At 65.4% G+C, this 14,081-nt stretch carries 15 protein-coding genes; 11 read left to right on the top strand and 4 right to left on the bottom strand.

Annotated elements, in window-relative coordinates:
- The first annotated feature begins 5 nt into the window (after window positions 1-5).
- Window positions 6-1,073: an NAD(P)-dependent alcohol dehydrogenase gene (locus BLS91_RS00350; RefSeq protein ID WP_092338125.1), complete on the top strand. Its 1,068-nt coding sequence runs from the start codon at window positions 6-8 to the stop codon at window positions 1,071-1,073.
- A 19-nt stretch (window positions 1,074-1,092) separates the two neighbouring features.
- Here the strand turns inward: BLS91_RS00350 and BLS91_RS00345 are convergent, their stop codons facing one another.
- Window positions 1,093-1,893: an HAD-IIA family hydrolase gene (locus BLS91_RS00345; RefSeq protein ID WP_092338123.1), complete on the bottom strand. Its 801-nt coding sequence runs from the start codon at window positions 1,891-1,893 to the stop codon at window positions 1,093-1,095.
- A 220-nt stretch (window positions 1,894-2,113) separates the two neighbouring features.
- Between BLS91_RS00345 and BLS91_RS00340 the strand changes: the two genes are divergently transcribed.
- Entirely contained in the window at window positions 2,114-3,310 is a 1,197-nt protein-coding gene (locus BLS91_RS00340) for an ATP-binding protein (RefSeq protein WP_092338121.1), read from the top strand.
- A 13-nt stretch (window positions 3,311-3,323) separates the two neighbouring features.
- On the opposite strand, the gene BLS91_RS00335 is transcribed toward BLS91_RS00340, so the two are convergent.
- Both BLS91_RS00335 and BLS91_RS00330 read right to left on the bottom strand, forming a co-directional pair.
- Window positions 3,324-3,968, bottom strand: a complete 645-nt coding sequence (locus tag BLS91_RS00335; RefSeq protein ID WP_092338119.1) for a metal-dependent transcriptional regulator — start codon at window positions 3,966-3,968, stop codon at window positions 3,324-3,326.
- A 21-nt stretch (window positions 3,969-3,989) separates the two neighbouring features.
- Window positions 3,990-5,261: an Nramp family divalent metal transporter gene (locus BLS91_RS00330; protein ID WP_092338118.1), complete on the bottom strand. Its 1,272-nt coding sequence runs from the start codon at window positions 5,259-5,261 to the stop codon at window positions 3,990-3,992.
- A 74-nt stretch (window positions 5,262-5,335) separates the two neighbouring features.
- Between BLS91_RS00330 and BLS91_RS00325 the strand changes: the two genes are divergently transcribed.
- From BLS91_RS00325 to BLS91_RS00285, 9 genes are all read left to right on the top strand, one after another.
- On the top strand, window positions 5,336-5,971 hold the full coding sequence (locus BLS91_RS00325; protein WP_092338116.1) for a TrmH family RNA methyltransferase: 636 nt from the start codon (window positions 5,336-5,338) through the stop codon (window positions 5,969-5,971).
- Between the two features lie 42 nt (window positions 5,972-6,013).
- Window positions 6,014-6,382 (top strand): nuclear transport factor 2 family protein, encoded by a 369-nt coding sequence (locus BLS91_RS00320; protein ID WP_092338114.1) that lies wholly within the window; start codon window positions 6,014-6,016, stop codon window positions 6,380-6,382.
- Between the two features lie 76 nt (window positions 6,383-6,458).
- Window positions 6,459-6,944, top strand: a complete 486-nt coding sequence (locus BLS91_RS00315) for a DUF3151 domain-containing protein (protein WP_092338112.1) — start codon at window positions 6,459-6,461, stop codon at window positions 6,942-6,944.
- Window positions 6,945-8,231, top strand: a complete 1,287-nt coding sequence (locus BLS91_RS00310; protein WP_092338110.1) for an adenylosuccinate synthase — start codon at window positions 6,945-6,947, stop codon at window positions 8,229-8,231. It abuts the gene before it with no gap.
- 84 nt (window positions 8,232-8,315) lie between these two features.
- Window positions 8,316-9,110 carry a GNAT family N-acetyltransferase gene (locus BLS91_RS00305; RefSeq protein WP_092338108.1) on the top strand — a complete coding sequence of 265 codons (795 nt, stop codon included), beginning with the start codon at window positions 8,316-8,318 and terminating at the stop codon, window positions 9,108-9,110.
- A 374-nt stretch (window positions 9,111-9,484) separates the two neighbouring features.
- Window positions 9,485-10,444: a DMT family transporter gene (locus BLS91_RS00300; protein ID WP_338061534.1), complete on the top strand. Its 960-nt coding sequence runs from the start codon at window positions 9,485-9,487 to the stop codon at window positions 10,442-10,444.
- 21 nt (window positions 10,445-10,465) lie between these two features.
- Window positions 10,466-10,915: a chorismate mutase gene (locus BLS91_RS00295; protein ID WP_092338106.1), complete on the top strand. Its 450-nt coding sequence runs from the start codon at window positions 10,466-10,468 to the stop codon at window positions 10,913-10,915.
- A gap of 81 nt (window positions 10,916-10,996) precedes the next feature.
- On the top strand, window positions 10,997-11,920 hold the full coding sequence (locus tag BLS91_RS00290; protein ID WP_092338104.1) for an SDR family NAD(P)-dependent oxidoreductase: 924 nt from the start codon (window positions 10,997-10,999) through the stop codon (window positions 11,918-11,920).
- 121 nt (window positions 11,921-12,041) lie between these two features.
- Complete coding sequence (locus BLS91_RS00285; RefSeq protein WP_092338102.1) at window positions 12,042-13,052, top strand: aldo/keto reductase; 1,011 nt, start codon at window positions 12,042-12,044, stop codon at window positions 13,050-13,052.
- Window positions 13,053-13,099: 47 nt separating this feature from the next.
- Here the strand turns inward: BLS91_RS00285 and BLS91_RS00280 are convergent, their stop codons facing one another.
- A complete protein-coding gene (locus BLS91_RS00280) occupies window positions 13,100-14,038 on the bottom strand; it encodes a hypothetical protein (RefSeq protein WP_092338100.1) in 939 nt (312 codons plus the stop codon).
- Window positions 14,039-14,081: the final 43 nt, after the last annotated feature.

The following is a 14,081-nucleotide window of genomic DNA, read 5'->3' as shown; positions in this document are numbered from 1 at the left end:
CCATCATGACCAGTTCACCAGCGTTGCCCGAGACGACACTTTCGCAGACCGTGCTGCCGGCGACCATGCGCACTAGCGTTCTGCTGCACCAGCAGCAACTGACCATCGAAGACCGCGCCGTTCCCACGCCCGACAGCGATGAAGTGCTCGTGAAGGTCGCAGCGGTCGGGGTCTGCGGCTCCGACGTGCACTACTACCGCGAGGGGCGCATCGGCGACTTCGTCGTCGACTCTCCACTCGTGCTCGGCCACGAACTCAGCGGCACCATCGTCGCGGTCGGCGCTGACATCGACGCCGCACGCATCGGAGAGCGGGTCGCCGTCGAACCGCAGCGGCCGTGCCGCTCGTGCCGCGAATGCCGGGCTGGCCGATACAACCTGTGCTCGAAAATGGAGTTCTACGCGACGCCGCCCATTGACGGGGCGTTCTGCGGGTACGTGACGAGCCAGACCGAATTTGCCCACCGCATTCCCGACTCGGTGTCGTTCGAAGCCGGCGCGCTGCTCGAGCCGCTGTCGGTGGCCATCGCGAGCATTCGCAAAGCCCAGATCGTTCCGGGGTCGTCGGTTCTCATCGCCGGCGCCGGCCCGATCGGCATCATCACGGCCCAGACCGCGCGGGCCTTCGGGGCTGGCGAGATCATCGTCTCCGACCTCGTGCCCGCCAAACGTGAGCGTGCCCTGAAGTTCGGGGCCACCCGGGTCATCGACCCGGTGGCCACCGACCCCGCCACCCTGGGTCTCGACGTGAACGCCTTCATCGACGCCAGCGGGTCGGCGCGGGCCGTGGACAGCGGCATCCGCTCGGTGCGACCGGCCGGCACGGTCGTGCTGGTCGGGCTTGGGAACCCCGAGATGACCCTCCCGGTGGCGCACATCCAAAACCTTGAGCTCACGGTCACGGGCATCTTTCGCTACGTCGACACCTGGCCGACCGCGATCCATCTCGTGGCCTCGGGGCAGGTCGACCTCGACGCGCTCGTCACCGGCAGATTCGACCTCGACCACGTCGCCGAAGCGCTCGACAGCGACCGCGACGAAAACAGCCTCAAGTCGATCGTCTACCCGAACTGACGCGCAGCTTGCCGCCGGGTTAGATCTCGTCGCTCTCGATGAGCTCGGTCGAGAGCAGCTCGTGCACGCCGGCCACGATCTCATCGGGCCGAAACGGGTAGCGGTTGATTTCGGCTTCGTCGCTGATGCCGGTCATTACGAGAATGGTGTGCAGCCCGGCCTCAATGCCCGCGACGATGTCGGTGTCCATGCGGTCGCCGATCATGCCGGTGTTCTCCGAGTGCGCGCCGATCTTGTTCATCGCCGAGCGGAACATCATGGGGTTGGGCTTGCCGACGACGTAGGGTTCCATGCCGGTGGCCTTGGAGATCAGCGCCGAGATCGCGCCGGTCGCCGGCATCGGGCCGTCCTTGCTGGGCCCGGTCGCATCGGGGTTGGTCGCGATGAATCGCGCGCCGCCCAGAATCAGCCGGATCGCCTTGGTAATCGCCTCGAACGAGTAGTTGCGCGTCTCGCCGACGACCACGTAGTCGGGGTCGGTCTCGGTCATGATGAACCCGGCCTCGTGCAGCGCGGTCGTGATGCCGACCTCACCGATCACGAAGGCGGTGCCGCCGGAAACCTGCGACTTCAGAAAATCCGCCGTCGCGAGGGCGGAGGTCCAGATGCGGTCCTCCGGCACATTCAGCCCGCTCGAACGCAGCCGGGCGCTCAGGTCGCGCGGGGTGAAAATGGAGTTGTTGGTGAGCACCAGAAACGGCGTGCCCGAGTCGGTCCACTGCTGCAGCAGCTCGGCCGCCCCCGGAAGGGCCTGGTTCTCGTGCACGAGCACACCGTCCATGTCGGTGAGCCAGCATTCGATCTCGTCGCGTCGTGCCATCAGGCGCTCCTTTTCGTCGACTCTCAGCCTAGCTGCGCGACGTTTCCCCGCGGTTACGGGTATCGCTCAAATAAGCGGATGCCGCCGCGTGCTCCCACGTCGCCGCTCGACGGGCCTCAGCCACCAATTTCGGAAATAGTAAAGTACGGCCTCCGGAAACGGTAACGCACAGGGACTTGAAACAGTAAAGTATGATCCCCAGAAATGGTAACCGAGCCCTATGGACTACTCGCCGCGCATCGTCGATGCCGAATTGACGGCCATGCTCGCCGGGTTGCCAGCCATCGCCCTCGACGGGCCAAAGGCTGTCGGAAAGACTGCCACAGCGTCGCGGAGGGCTGGGTCCATCATTCAGCTCGACGATCCGGATCAGCTCGCATTGCTGCAGGCAGACCGCGAGCGGATAACGAGGTTGTCCCGCCCGGTTTTGCTTGATGAATGGCAGACGTTTCCAGCGATTTGGGATACCGTTCGCCGCAGCGTCGACCACGATGCACGGCCAGGTCAGTACATCCTGGCCGGCAGCGCAAGCCCGACGAAGGCGCCTGCGCATTCCGGTGCCGGCCGTATTGTGCACCTGCGGATGCGACCGATGGCCTTCTCCGAGCGGCAGCTCACCCCGCCTACAGTCTCACTAGGGACTCTTCTTGCCGGCCCGCCTGCAGCAATAGAAGGCGCAAGCCCACTGACTTTGGAGGACTATGCCTCCGAGGTGACGCGGTCGGGGTTTCCGGCGATCCGACTCCAAACGAAGGAATATAGATCGGCAACGCTCAGAGCGTGGCTGGCGGCCTACGCTGCAGCCAGCTCGACGACGGCGAGTTACGACAGCATTATCCGCGCGGCGACTTCGGGCGATGCAGTCAAACCCTCAAAAGCCACCGCGCAGGACTACCGGGAAATGCTCACCAAGCTGTGGCTCTTGGACCAGGTTCCCGGCTGGCTGCCGAGCAGAAATCGCCTCAAAGGATTGGGGCAGGCGCCCAAGCACCACCTCGCCGACCCTGCGCTGGCCGCGCGCCTCCTCCGTGTTTCAGCGGAGACGCTCATCAATAAGGCAGATATCGGCCCGGCTGAACTTCGCAACGGTCCGATGCTGGGCGCTCTGTTTGAATCCCTGGTGACTCTGAGCGTGCGCGTCTACGCACAAGCTGCGGGGGCATCTGTGCATCATTTGCGAACCCACGGCGGCGAGCACGAAGTGGATCTCATTATCGAGCGACCGGATGGCCGGGTGGTGGCGTTGGAAGTAAAGCTGTCCGGAACCGTAGACGATAAGGACACGCGGCATCTGAGATGGCTGGCCGATGAGATCGGCCCGGACCTCGTGGATTCGGCGGTTATCACGACCGGAAAAGTCGCCTATCGGCGCACTGACGGAATTGCGGTAATTCCCTTGGGGCTGCTCGGTCCGTGAAAGCTGCCCAGCCTCAGGCAGTCACCCAGATTGACGCGGCCGCAGCGGGCGTGACCAGGCGACTCTGGCCATCCGCTAGAACGATGGTCAAGGGCGCGCTGAGTGTGAACTCGGTGCCCGGCCCGATCAGGTCGGCGGCGAGCTCGCGCAGCACCGACGGGTCGCGGTCACTGATTCGCAGCACGGCAGCCCGGTGCCCGACCGTGGCGTCGGCCAGCAGCACGGCCGGCGGCCGCAGCACGGTACCATCGGCGGCCGGAATCGGGTCGCCGTGCGGATCGTGCGCCGGAAAACCGAGCCGCGCGTTGATGGCTTCGAGCAGGCGATCCGAGATGGAGTGCTCGAGAATCTCGGCTTCGTCGTGTACCTGGTCCCAGTCATAGCCCATCTCGCCGACCAGCCAGGTCTCGATCAGGCGATGCCGCCGCACGACGGCGGTCGCACGCAGCCGGCCGGCATCCGTCAGCGCCAGTGGGCCGTAAGGAACGTGGGTGATGAGCCCGCTCGCGGCAAGCTTTTTGACCATTTCGGTGACGGATGACGGTGCCACGCCCAGTCGCACCGCGAGCGCCGACGGGGTGATCAAATCGGTCTGCCACTCGGTGTGGGCATAGATGGTCTTGAGGTAGTCCTCGGCCGCGCCGGTCGTGTGCGTCATAACCCTCTCAGGGTATCCGGGTCACGCGCCGGTGAACACCAGTAAGAGCAGCACCACGTTCAACGCCACCAGCGCCAACGCGCAGACGACCCCGGCAGCGGTCGTGAACCAGCGATTGGTGAAGGTTCCCAGCAGGCCGCGCTGGGCGGTGAGCCAGACCAGCGGAATCAGCGCGAACGGAATGCCGAACGACAACACAACCTGGCTGAGCACGAGCGCCTGCGTGGGGTCGAACCCCACCCCGAGAATGAACAGCGCCGGAATCAGCGTGACCAGTCGGCGCAGCAGCAGCGGAATGCGCACGTGCAACAGGCCGTGCATGATCTCGGCCCCCGCATAAGCCCCGACCGAGGTCGAGGCGAGCCCCGACGCGAGCAGCCCGACGGCGAACAGGGTCGCAACGATCGGCCCGAGCGTGTCCTTCAGCGCCGCGTAAGCGCCCTCGAGCGTGTCGGTTCCATCCACACCCTGCAAAGCGGATGCCGCGAGCAGCAGAATCGCCAGGTTCACCGTTCCGGCGATCGCCATGGCAATGGTGACGTCCCACTTCGTGGCCCAGAGCAGGCGACGCGTGGCCACGATGCCCTGCCACTCCGGAAACCGGTCACGGGTGAGCGACGAATGCGCGTAGATGGCGTGCGGCATGATCGTGGCACCCAGGATGGATGCGGCGAGGAGCACCGAGTTCGACCCCTCGAAGCGGGGCACCATTCCGGCGAGCACGCCACCGCCATCCGGCGGGGAGATAAAGACGCCGGCCGTGAAACCGATCGTGATAATGAGCATGAGCGCGATGATGACGCGCTCGAAGATGCGCGGCCCCCGTCGAGAATGCACCATGAGCACGACCATGGAGATGGTGCCGGTGATCACGCCGCCCCAGATGAGCGGCAGGCTGAACAGAAGGTTGAGGGCGACCGCGCCGCCGATGATCTCGGCCAGGTCGGTGGCCATGGCAACGAGTTCGGCCTGGATCCAGTACAGCCTGCGCGCGGTGGGCCGCTTCATGCGCACGCCGAGGATCTCGGGCAGGCTCGCCCCGGTGACGATGCCGAGCTTCGCCGAGAGGTATTGGATGAGCCAGGCCATGACGTTGCCGGCGACCACCACCCAGACCAGCAGGTAGCCGTAGCGGGCACCGGCGGTCATATTGCTCGCGACATTGCCCGGGTCGAGGTAGGCGACCCCGGCGACGAGGGCCGGTCCGAGCAGCCAGAGCAGGCGGCTGGAGGCGACCGTGGTGGGAGCCTTGGCGAGCACGCGGTCAGGGGCGGGGGCATCCGTTTTAGACATACCGAAACCCTAGCCAGAATTTAGGCGCACCGAAACCCCAATTCTGGGCGGAGTTGGCAGGATACGGTTGGGTAGTGCCAGAATCTGCAGTCGACAACTCCACGCCAGAGCGCTCAACCTACGGCGTCGGTCCCTGGCCGGGGGAATGGCCGAGCGAAGACCGTTACGACGCCGACCTGCTCGAGCACGGCGACACCCGCAACGTGATCGACCGCTACCGCTACTGGAATATGGCCGCGATCGTGGCTGACCTGGACGAGCATCGGCATCCGTTTCACGTGGCCATCGAGAACTGGCAGCACGACATGAATATTGGCTCGATCGTGCGCAGCGCCAATGCGTTCGGCGCCGACACGGTGCATATCATCGGCCGCAAGCGTTGGAATAAGCGCGGCGCCATGGTCACCGACCGTTACCAGCACGTGCTGCACCACGTGGATGTCGCCGCGTTCGTCGAGTGGTGTTTGAAGGGTGACTTGCCGATTATCGCCATCGACAATGTGCCCGGCAGCGTCATCATCGAGACGTTTACATTTCCCGAACGCTGCGTGCTTCTGTTCGGTCAGGAAGGCCCCGGCCTGTCGGAAGCGGCCATCGCCGCCGCCGATTCCATCGTCGAAATAAGCCAGTTCGGCTCGACCCGGTCGATCAACGCCTCGGCGGCCGCCGCCGTGACCATGCATGCCTGGGTGGTTCAGCACCGGTTCTGATCTTTACTGGTTTGCGGGCTGAATACGGGCTAGCGTGACGGTATGACTGCGATCACTGACGATCTTCCGGCCCGACTCCTCCACGAAGAAAACGCCGGATGGGAGGCCATTCTGGGCGGGAACGGCGGCGCCTACTACCAGCGCGAAATGACCGACGACGGTCTGATGATTGTGCCGGGGGCCGTCATTACGCGCGACCAGGTCACCGCCTACTTCGACCAGGCGGCTCCGTGGGAGAGCTACGGCATTCACGAACCCGCCATCATTCGCCTCGGCGAGCACGCCGGTGTCGTCGTCTACAAGGCGATCGCCCGTCGCGGCGAGGTCGTCGCCGAGCTGAACATGTCGACGACCTACCTGTTCGTCAACGGTGGCTGGCGGGTCGCGGCGCGGCAGCAGAGCCAGGCCTAACCATTTAGGGACTGGCGTTTCAGGCTCGTCTGGCCCGTCGCCGGGGAGACCGGCCCCGGGCTTGATAGCATTCAGTGTGACCGGCGACAATTTGATTTCAGAGCCCGAGACCCTTCTTCCCGCGGAACCGGAGGTGCTCGAAGCCCTGCGGCGAACCGCGAGGAGCGAGATAGCCGGCGTCGTGCAGGTGCATCCGACCTCTCCGCTCGCCTGGGCTGAACTGGCCGATGCGACCCACTCTGAGGGGCGCATCCTCGAGTCGTATGCCTACGCCCGCGTCGGGTACCACCGCGGACTTGACGCCCTGCGTAAGGCTGGCTGGCGCGGCCACGGCCCCATTCCGTGGCGCCACGAACCCAACCGCGGTGTGCTCCGCGCCCTGTTCGCGCTGCGCCGCGGTGCCGAGGAGATCGGTGAGGCCGAGGAGGTCTCCCGCCTGACGGCCTTTTTGACGGATGCTGACGTGGACGCCATCGACATCATCGGGGCCCTTTACACCGGCAGCCCGGGTTTCGACCCGGCGCCGCCCACCGAAGCTTTCGTTATTCGAGGAGAAGACTAAATGCCCGCGATCGTACTCATCGGAGCCCAGTGGGGCGACGAGGGCAAGGGTAAGGCCACCGACCTGCTCGGCAGCCGGGTCGACTATGTCGTCAAGTTCAACGGCGGCAACAACGCTGGGCACACCGTCGTCGTCGGCGACGAGAAGTATGCGCTGCACCTGCTGCCGTCGGGCATCCTGAGTCCTGGTGTTACCCCGGTCATCGCCAACGGCGTTGTCGTCGACGTCGAGGTGCTCTTTGAAGAGCTCGACGCTCTCTCGGAACGCGGTGTCGACGTCTCCCGGCTCAAGGTCAGCCTGAACGCCCACGTCATCACCGCGTATCACCGCACCCTCGACAAGGTCACCGAGCGTTTTCTCGGCAAGCGCCAGATCGGCACCACTGGGCGCGGCATCGGCCCGGCCTACGCCGACAAGATCAACCGGGTCGGCATTCGCGTGCAGGACCTGTTCGATGAGAACATTCTGCGCCAGAAGGTCGAGGGAGCCCTCGACCAGAAGAACCATATGCTGGTCAAGGTCTACAACCGCCGTGCCATCGAGGCCGAGGAGATCGTCAGCGAACTGCTCGGTTACGCCGAACGCTTACGCCCCATGGTTACCGACACCGCCCTGCTGTTGCACCAGGCCCTGAACGCCGGCAAGACCGTATTGTTCGAGGGCGGCCAGGCCACCATGCTCGACGTCGACCACGGCACCTACCCGTTCGTCACGTCGTCGAACGCCACCTCCGGCGGCGCGGTGACCGGCAGCGGCATCGCCCCGAACCGCATCGACCGCGTTATCGCCGTGGTCAAGGCGTACACGACCCGCGTCGGCAGCGGCCCGTTTCCCACCGAACTGTTCGACGAGTCGGGCGAATACCTGCGCTCCAACGGCTTCGAGTTCGGCACCACCACCGGGCGCCCGCGCCGCTGTGGCTGGTACGACGCCCCGATCGCCCGTTACACCGCGCGCATCAACGGCGTCACCGACTTCGTGCTGACCAAGCTCGACGTACTCACTGGTCTGGCCGAGATTCCCGTCTGTGTGGCCTACTCGGTCGATGGCGTGCGCGTTGAAGAAGTTCCGGTCTCGCAGAGCGACTTTCACCACGCCGTTCCGATCTACGAGAACTTCCCCGGCTGGACCGAGGACATCACCGGCGTGCGCACCTTCGACGACCTGCCGCAGGCCGCGCAGAACTACGTACTCGCCCTCGAGGGCATGAGCGGATCGCGCACTTCCGCGATCGGCGTCGGCCCCGACCGTGAAGCCATCGTGGTGCGGCACGACCTGATCGACTAGAAGTAATCGCCAACCGGGCCCCCAATCTGCCCGGTTGGCACAATCAGGGCACAATTCCTCACTTTGACCTGTCACACTAGGCGAGTGAACGCCGTGAGACCCCATTCCCTGACCTTGACCGGTCGTTTTGTGCAGCTGCAACCGCTCGGAAGTGCGGTGCTGCCCGACTTGGCGCGCGCCATCGCGCACCCCGAAGTCTTCGCCGCGGGCTATGGCGGCGGCCCGGCCACGCTGCACCGCGATGTCGACGGCTTCATCAAATGGGCACACGACTACTTTCAGTGGGAAAGCCTGCCCTACGTGGTGCGTCTGCTCGGCGGCCCCAACGATGGCGACGTCGTCGGCACCACGACCCTCGCCGACATCGACGAGGTAAACGAGTCGATCCACCTCGGCTGGACCGCCTACGACCCGCGGGTCTGGGGCACCGCTGTCAACGCCGAAACCAAACTGCTCGTGCTCGGCACCGCCTTCGAGAACGGCTTCGGCCGGGTCAAGATTCAAGCGGATGCCATCAACGAGCGTTCCCGCGCCGCCATCCTCAGCATCGGGGCCACATTCGAGGGCATCCTGCGCCGCGACCGCCCGCGCGCCGACGGAACCTGGCGAGACAGCGCCGTCTACTCGATCCTCGCCGACGAGTGGCCGGCCGTGCGCGCCGGGCTCGAGGCACGCCTTGACGCGTTCGAGGGCCGGTTCGTCACCTACCGCAGCCTGCGACCGGCCGGTCCAAGCGGCACCATCAGCGGCGGCGGGCCGCGGGGCGGCTTTGGTCCGAGCGCGGGAAGTGCTCCTGAGGCTGCTTCGGGTGCGGCCGGTCCGGTCCCGGAATCTGGAAGCGATGCGGAGCAGAGCGCCGGGGCCGACACGTCCCAGTAGGTGTTGTGTTCGGCACCTGGCTGGTGGCGAATTCAGGAAATCTGGGACGCGACGGCCGATTCGAGGCCGTTTCGGCCGGTCCTGGCGAGGACTTGCTGGCTTAGCCACCGAGGCAGCCCGAGCCATCCGTCATAATTCCTGCAAATTGCTCATGGCGGACTTTCAGTTCCGCATAATCAGGGGCACGGTACTGCCGCCGGCGACAGATTGCAGGAGTTATGCGGCGACGACCCGGCGAGACCGGGTTTCGTCGCCTTGACCGGGGTGGACGTCAGGCGGGGGCGTGCAGCATCCGCTGCCATTCTTCGGCGCTTTTCCGACCTTGTGCTCTGGCGCCGGCACTGGTGCGTCGGCGCCAGCTATAGGCTCGGAACGTGTCCCCGACCCCTCCCGCCAGCAAGAGCCTCATCCTGCTGCAATTTCTCGGTATGGGGCTGATCTGGGGCTCGAGTTTTCTGTTCATGAAGATCGCCCTCGACGGAGTCAGCTTCGGGCAGATCGCCTGGTCGCGGCTCGTGCTCGGCGGACTGACCCTGGGGCTGATCGTGCTGGTGAACCGGCCGCGCATAGGCAACGGGCCGGTACTGCCGCGGGAAGGCGTGGTGTGGCTGCACTTTCTGGTGATTGCAATTAGCGGATGCGTGATTCCACACCTGCTCTTCGCCTGGGCCGAGCAGTACGTCTCCTCGAGCCTCGCGAGCATCTACAACGCCGTCACGCCGATCATGACCGCGCTCATGGCGACACTCGCGTTTCGGGTGGAGAAGCTCGTGCGTGCGCAGGTGGCCGGTGTCGTGCTCGGCATCATCGGTGTCGTCGTGATCATCGGGCCCTGGCAATATTCCTCGCTCACCGGCGACCTCTGGGGCCAGCTCGCCTGCCTCGGCGCTGCGGTCTGCTACGGCTTCACCTTCGGCTACACCCGCCGGTTTCTGAGTGGGCGCCCAATTGCCGCGAGCACGTTCGCCTTTCTCAATATCGGCATCGCTGGCGGGATCATGCTGCTGCTCACCCCAGTTCTGGCCTCGAGCCCGGTGCACCTGACGCTGCCGATCGTGCTGTGCCTGCTGGCCCTCGGCGCGCTCGGCACCGGCCTGGCCTACATCTGGAACATCAACGTTCTGCGCGCCTGGGGGCCTACCAACGCGTCCACGGTTACCTACGTGACGCCCGTCGTTGGCGTGGTGCTGGGGGTGCTCGTGCTGGCCGAAACATTCTCCTGGCACGAGCCGACCGGGGCGCTGTTGGTGCTGCTCGGCATCCTGCTGACGCAGAAACGCTTGCGATTCAGCTGGCTGCGGCCCGGCGGCCGGGAGGCGGCGGCATCCGCTTAGGCCATGCATTATCGTAAAAGTATGGTCGTACACGAGGAGTTACCCGGCGACGCTGACGCTGCTGCGATTGCGCAGCTGCACAGCATTCGCGAAAGCATCGACAATATCGACGCCGCGCTCATTCATCTGCTGGCCGAGCGATTCAAGTTCACCCAGCAAGTTGGGCGGCTCAAGGCAGCGCACGGGCTGCCGGCCGCCGACCCGGCGCGTGAACTCATGCAGATCGATCGGCTGCGCGGCCTCGCCGAGGAGGCCCATCTCGACCCGGCCTTCGCCGAGAAGTTTCTCAATTTCATCATCGCCGAGGTCATCCACCACCACGTGAAGATCGCCGGTGGGGATGCTGTGCAGCCGGGGCGGGCCGCCGGCTCTGCGCCGACTTCCGCTGCTGTCGCCGAGCAGGCCGCTCCCGCGCAGCCGCACCCGCTTCCGCACCCGCCGACCGCGCACGTACCGAGCTCGGCGTCGTGACTCCCGCCGGCTCGGAGATCTCGGCGCTGTGACCGTCGAGACAGACGTTTTCGGGCGTCAGCTCGTCGCCGAGCAGGACTCATGAACTGGAACCCGCGGGCTCTGCCCGACCAGACCGGCAAGACCTTTGTCGTCACCGGTGCCAACGCCGGCCTCGGCTACTTCACTAGCGAGCAGCTCGCCGGCGCGGGCGCCCACGTCGTGCTCGCCTGCCGTAACCCGGTGAAAGCGGATGCCGCGGCCTCGGCGATTCGCGCCCGCGTGGCGGGGGCATCCGTTTCGGTGTTGCAGCTCGATGTCGCCGATCTGCAGTCAGTTCGCGACGTCAGCGAAACCCTGCGCGCTTTTCCTCGCCTCGACGGCCTGATTCTCAACGCTGGAATCGTGCACCCGCCGACGGATCGCGCCGTGAGCCTCGACGGCAACGAGCTGGTCTTTGCGACGAACTTTCTCGGGCATTTTGCTTTGACTGCGGGGTCGCTCATGGCCTTGCGGCGTACTCCCGGCAGCCGGGTCGTGTCCCTCGGGTCGCTGATCTCCCGGCTGATGGATTCCTCGCTTGACGATTTGCAGCTGGCCACCACGTATAACGGGTGGAAGGCGTACGCGCAGTCCAAGATCGCAATGCAGGTGTTCGGGTTCGAGCTCGATCGACGGTTGCGGGCCAATGGGGCGGGCATGGTGCAGTCGCTGGTGGCGCATCCGGGATATTCGATTTCGGGGTTGACCCCCACCCTTCCCGGTGTCAACGAAATCACCCCGGCCAAGCGGGTCATCGACGGCCTGCAAACGCTGGTCGGCGCGCAGGGCAAGCATCACGGAGCCTGGTCGACAGTGCGTGCCGCGATCGACCCGGATGCCCACGGCGGCGACTACTTCGGCCCGCGCCTGCTCACCCGCGGTGCGCCAACCCGTCAGCCGGCGACCCGCACCTCCCGAGACCGAGCGGTCGCGAGTCGTCTCTGGGAGCGAGCTGAGACCCTCATCGGCGAGCCGTTCCTCTAGGTGTTCACGCGAAAGCGCAAAAAGTGCCCGATTGGACCTCTCAATCGGGCATTTTTTGCGCTCTCGTGAGACGGCACGTAACACGAGGGACCCCGAGGCACCGCGCGGCTATCCTGACAAGATGACTTCATCGCCCGCCATCCAGACCGCAGTCACACTGGGAGACGGACTCACCGTCAGCCCGCAGGGCTATGGAGGCATGTCGCTCACGCCGGTCTACGGCCCGATCGATCCCGACGATGCCCTGCGCACGCTGACGCACGCCGTTGACTCGGGCCTCACCTTCATCGACACGGCCAACGTCTACGGCAACGGGTTGAGCGAACGCACCATTGCCCGATTGATCGCCACCCGACGCGATGAGGTGCAGCTGGCGAGCAAGTTCGGCATCCTTTCGGGCGGGGGAATCGGTGCACGCGGCATCCGTGGTGATCGTGCCTACGTGTTCGAGCAGATCGATCTGAGCCTCGCGCGCCTCGCCACCGACCACCTGGACCTCTACTACCAGCACCGGGTCGACCCCGACGTGCCCATCGAAGAGACCGTCGGGGCCCTCGCCGAACTGGTTCAGGCGGGCAAGATTCGCCACATCGGTCTCTCCGAACCGACTGGTGACGAGCTGCGCCGCGCTGCCGCCATTCACCCGATCGCCGCAGTGCAGTCCGAGTGGAGCATTATCAGCCGAGACGTCGAGCGGCACGTTGTCCCTACCGCGATCGAGTTGGGCGTCGGGTTCGTCCCGTATTCGCCTCTGGGTCGCCAGTGGCTCACCGGGCGATTCGACCGCAGCGCGCTCACTGATGCAGACGGGCGGCATAAGTTTCCCCGGTTCACCCCGGATGCCCTCGCCGCCAACCAGCCCATTCTCGACGAGGTGATCGCGGTGGCTCGCGAGGCGGCAGTTTCACCAGCGCAGGTCGCGCTTGCCTGGCTCTATGACAAGGGTCGTACCCTCGGGCTTGCTCTGTCCCCGATCCCCGGGTCGCGTTTCACCGAGCGAGTGGACGAAAATCTCGCGGCCACGAACATCCGTCTCGATGCCGCACACGTAGCGCGCTTGGACGCGCTCGCGGACCGCATCGTCGCGGCCCGATCATTCAACCCCCAGTGGGTCTCAGCCGGTCGCGAGTAGCGACTCTCGTTCCTCGCGAAGGCGCAAAAAGTGCCCGATTGGGCCTCTCAATCGGGCACTTTTTGCGCTTTCGCGACAGGACGCCAGCCACCGGCCATGAGCGCCACCGTTACTCTGCGGATCACCTCTGGGGGATTGTGGAGGTGGGATTTGTTGATGCGGATCACCCGCCACCTCTCCTCCATGAGCGCGTCGAGGCGGTCAACATCCCAGTGGAACTGGTTCTCGTCGGTGCGATGCTGCCCGCCGTCGTACTCGAGCAGAACACGATATCGGCGAAAGACCAGGTCGCCGGTGGCGAGCTTCACCCCGGTGCGACTCATGATGATGGCATTGACCTCCGGTTCGGGCAGGCTGGCCCGCACGATGAGCAGCCGCAGGTCGGTCTCGCGGGGTGAATCGACGCCGGGTCGTATCCAGATCAGCGCCTCGCGCAGCAGCTTGACGCCCCGTCGCCCCGAATACCGTCGAACGGCGGCGAGCAGGTCACGCATCTCGGCGAACGGATGCTTGCGGCGCACGAGCGTGTCGCCAATCCGGATGAGGTCGTCGAGCCCAAGCATGGTGGACAGCTGGCACCAGGTGTCCACCGCACTTGTGACGCGCACGCCGCGCACCGCAACGACGGTGACCGTCTTGGGTGCGACATGGTGGCCGCGGACACCGAGTACCCGGTCGCGCAGGGTGGGTTCCTCCGTCGAGACATGAATAGTTTGCGTGTGTTCAACGGCAAAAGGCATCGGGAGCCCGTGCACGCGCGCAGCCGTCACATGGCTGAAGAAGTCTGATTCGGACATCCGCTGTGCGTAGGCGCGGATGAGAAGGTCTGCCGAGCTGCTATCTGCACGCGGGGTGCGCGTTGCAGGAAAGGGGCGCGCTAGGTCGGACGCGCGCATCCGCTTCTTGGACAGGCCCGCGTCACTGCCTTCGGCCGTGCTGAATGGACGCCCCTCGAAGTCCAGCGGCAGCCTGCGAGCTCGATTCATGCCAACAGTGTGTCGCGCCGTCTTGGTGTCAAATGAGTTATCC

Source organism: Cryobacterium flavum (assembly GCF_900103805.1).
GTDB lineage: Bacteria > Actinomycetota > Actinomycetes > Actinomycetales > Microbacteriaceae > Cryobacterium > Cryobacterium flavum.
The sequence above is the reverse complement of the archived record's forward strand: the minus strand, read 5'-3'. Positions and strand labels throughout refer to the sequence as shown.

Excerpts from the sequence above, each read along its gene's own strand:
- BLS91_RS00350 (WP_092338125.1), top strand. The coding sequence starts at position 6 with ATGACCAGTTCACCAGCGTTGCCCGAGACGACACTTTCGCAGACCGTG.
- BLS91_RS00345 (WP_092338123.1), bottom strand. The coding sequence starts at position 1,893 with ATGGCACGACGCGACGAGATCGAATGCTGGCTCACCGACATGGACGGT.
- BLS91_RS00340 (WP_092338121.1), top strand. The coding sequence starts at position 2,114 with ATGGACTACTCGCCGCGCATCGTCGATGCCGAATTGACGGCCATGCTC.
- BLS91_RS00335 (WP_092338119.1), bottom strand. The coding sequence starts at position 3,968 with ATGACGCACACGACCGGCGCGGCCGAGGACTACCTCAAGACCATCTAT.
- BLS91_RS00330 (WP_092338118.1), bottom strand. The coding sequence starts at position 5,261 with ATGTCTAAAACGGATGCCCCCGCCCCTGACCGCGTGCTCGCCAAGGCT.
- BLS91_RS00320 (WP_092338114.1), top strand. The coding sequence starts at position 6,014 with ATGACTGCGATCACTGACGATCTTCCGGCCCGACTCCTCCACGAAGAA.
- BLS91_RS00310 (WP_092338110.1), top strand. The coding sequence starts at position 6,945 with ATGCCCGCGATCGTACTCATCGGAGCCCAGTGGGGCGACGAGGGCAAG.
- BLS91_RS00295 (WP_092338106.1), top strand. The coding sequence starts at position 10,466 with ATGGTCGTACACGAGGAGTTACCCGGCGACGCTGACGCTGCTGCGATT.
- BLS91_RS00290 (WP_092338104.1), top strand. The coding sequence starts at position 10,997 with ATGAACTGGAACCCGCGGGCTCTGCCCGACCAGACCGGCAAGACCTTT.
- BLS91_RS00285 (WP_092338102.1), top strand. The coding sequence starts at position 12,042 with ATGACTTCATCGCCCGCCATCCAGACCGCAGTCACACTGGGAGACGGA.
- BLS91_RS00280 (WP_092338100.1), bottom strand. The coding sequence starts at position 14,038 with ATGAATCGAGCTCGCAGGCTGCCGCTGGACTTCGAGGGGCGTCCATTC.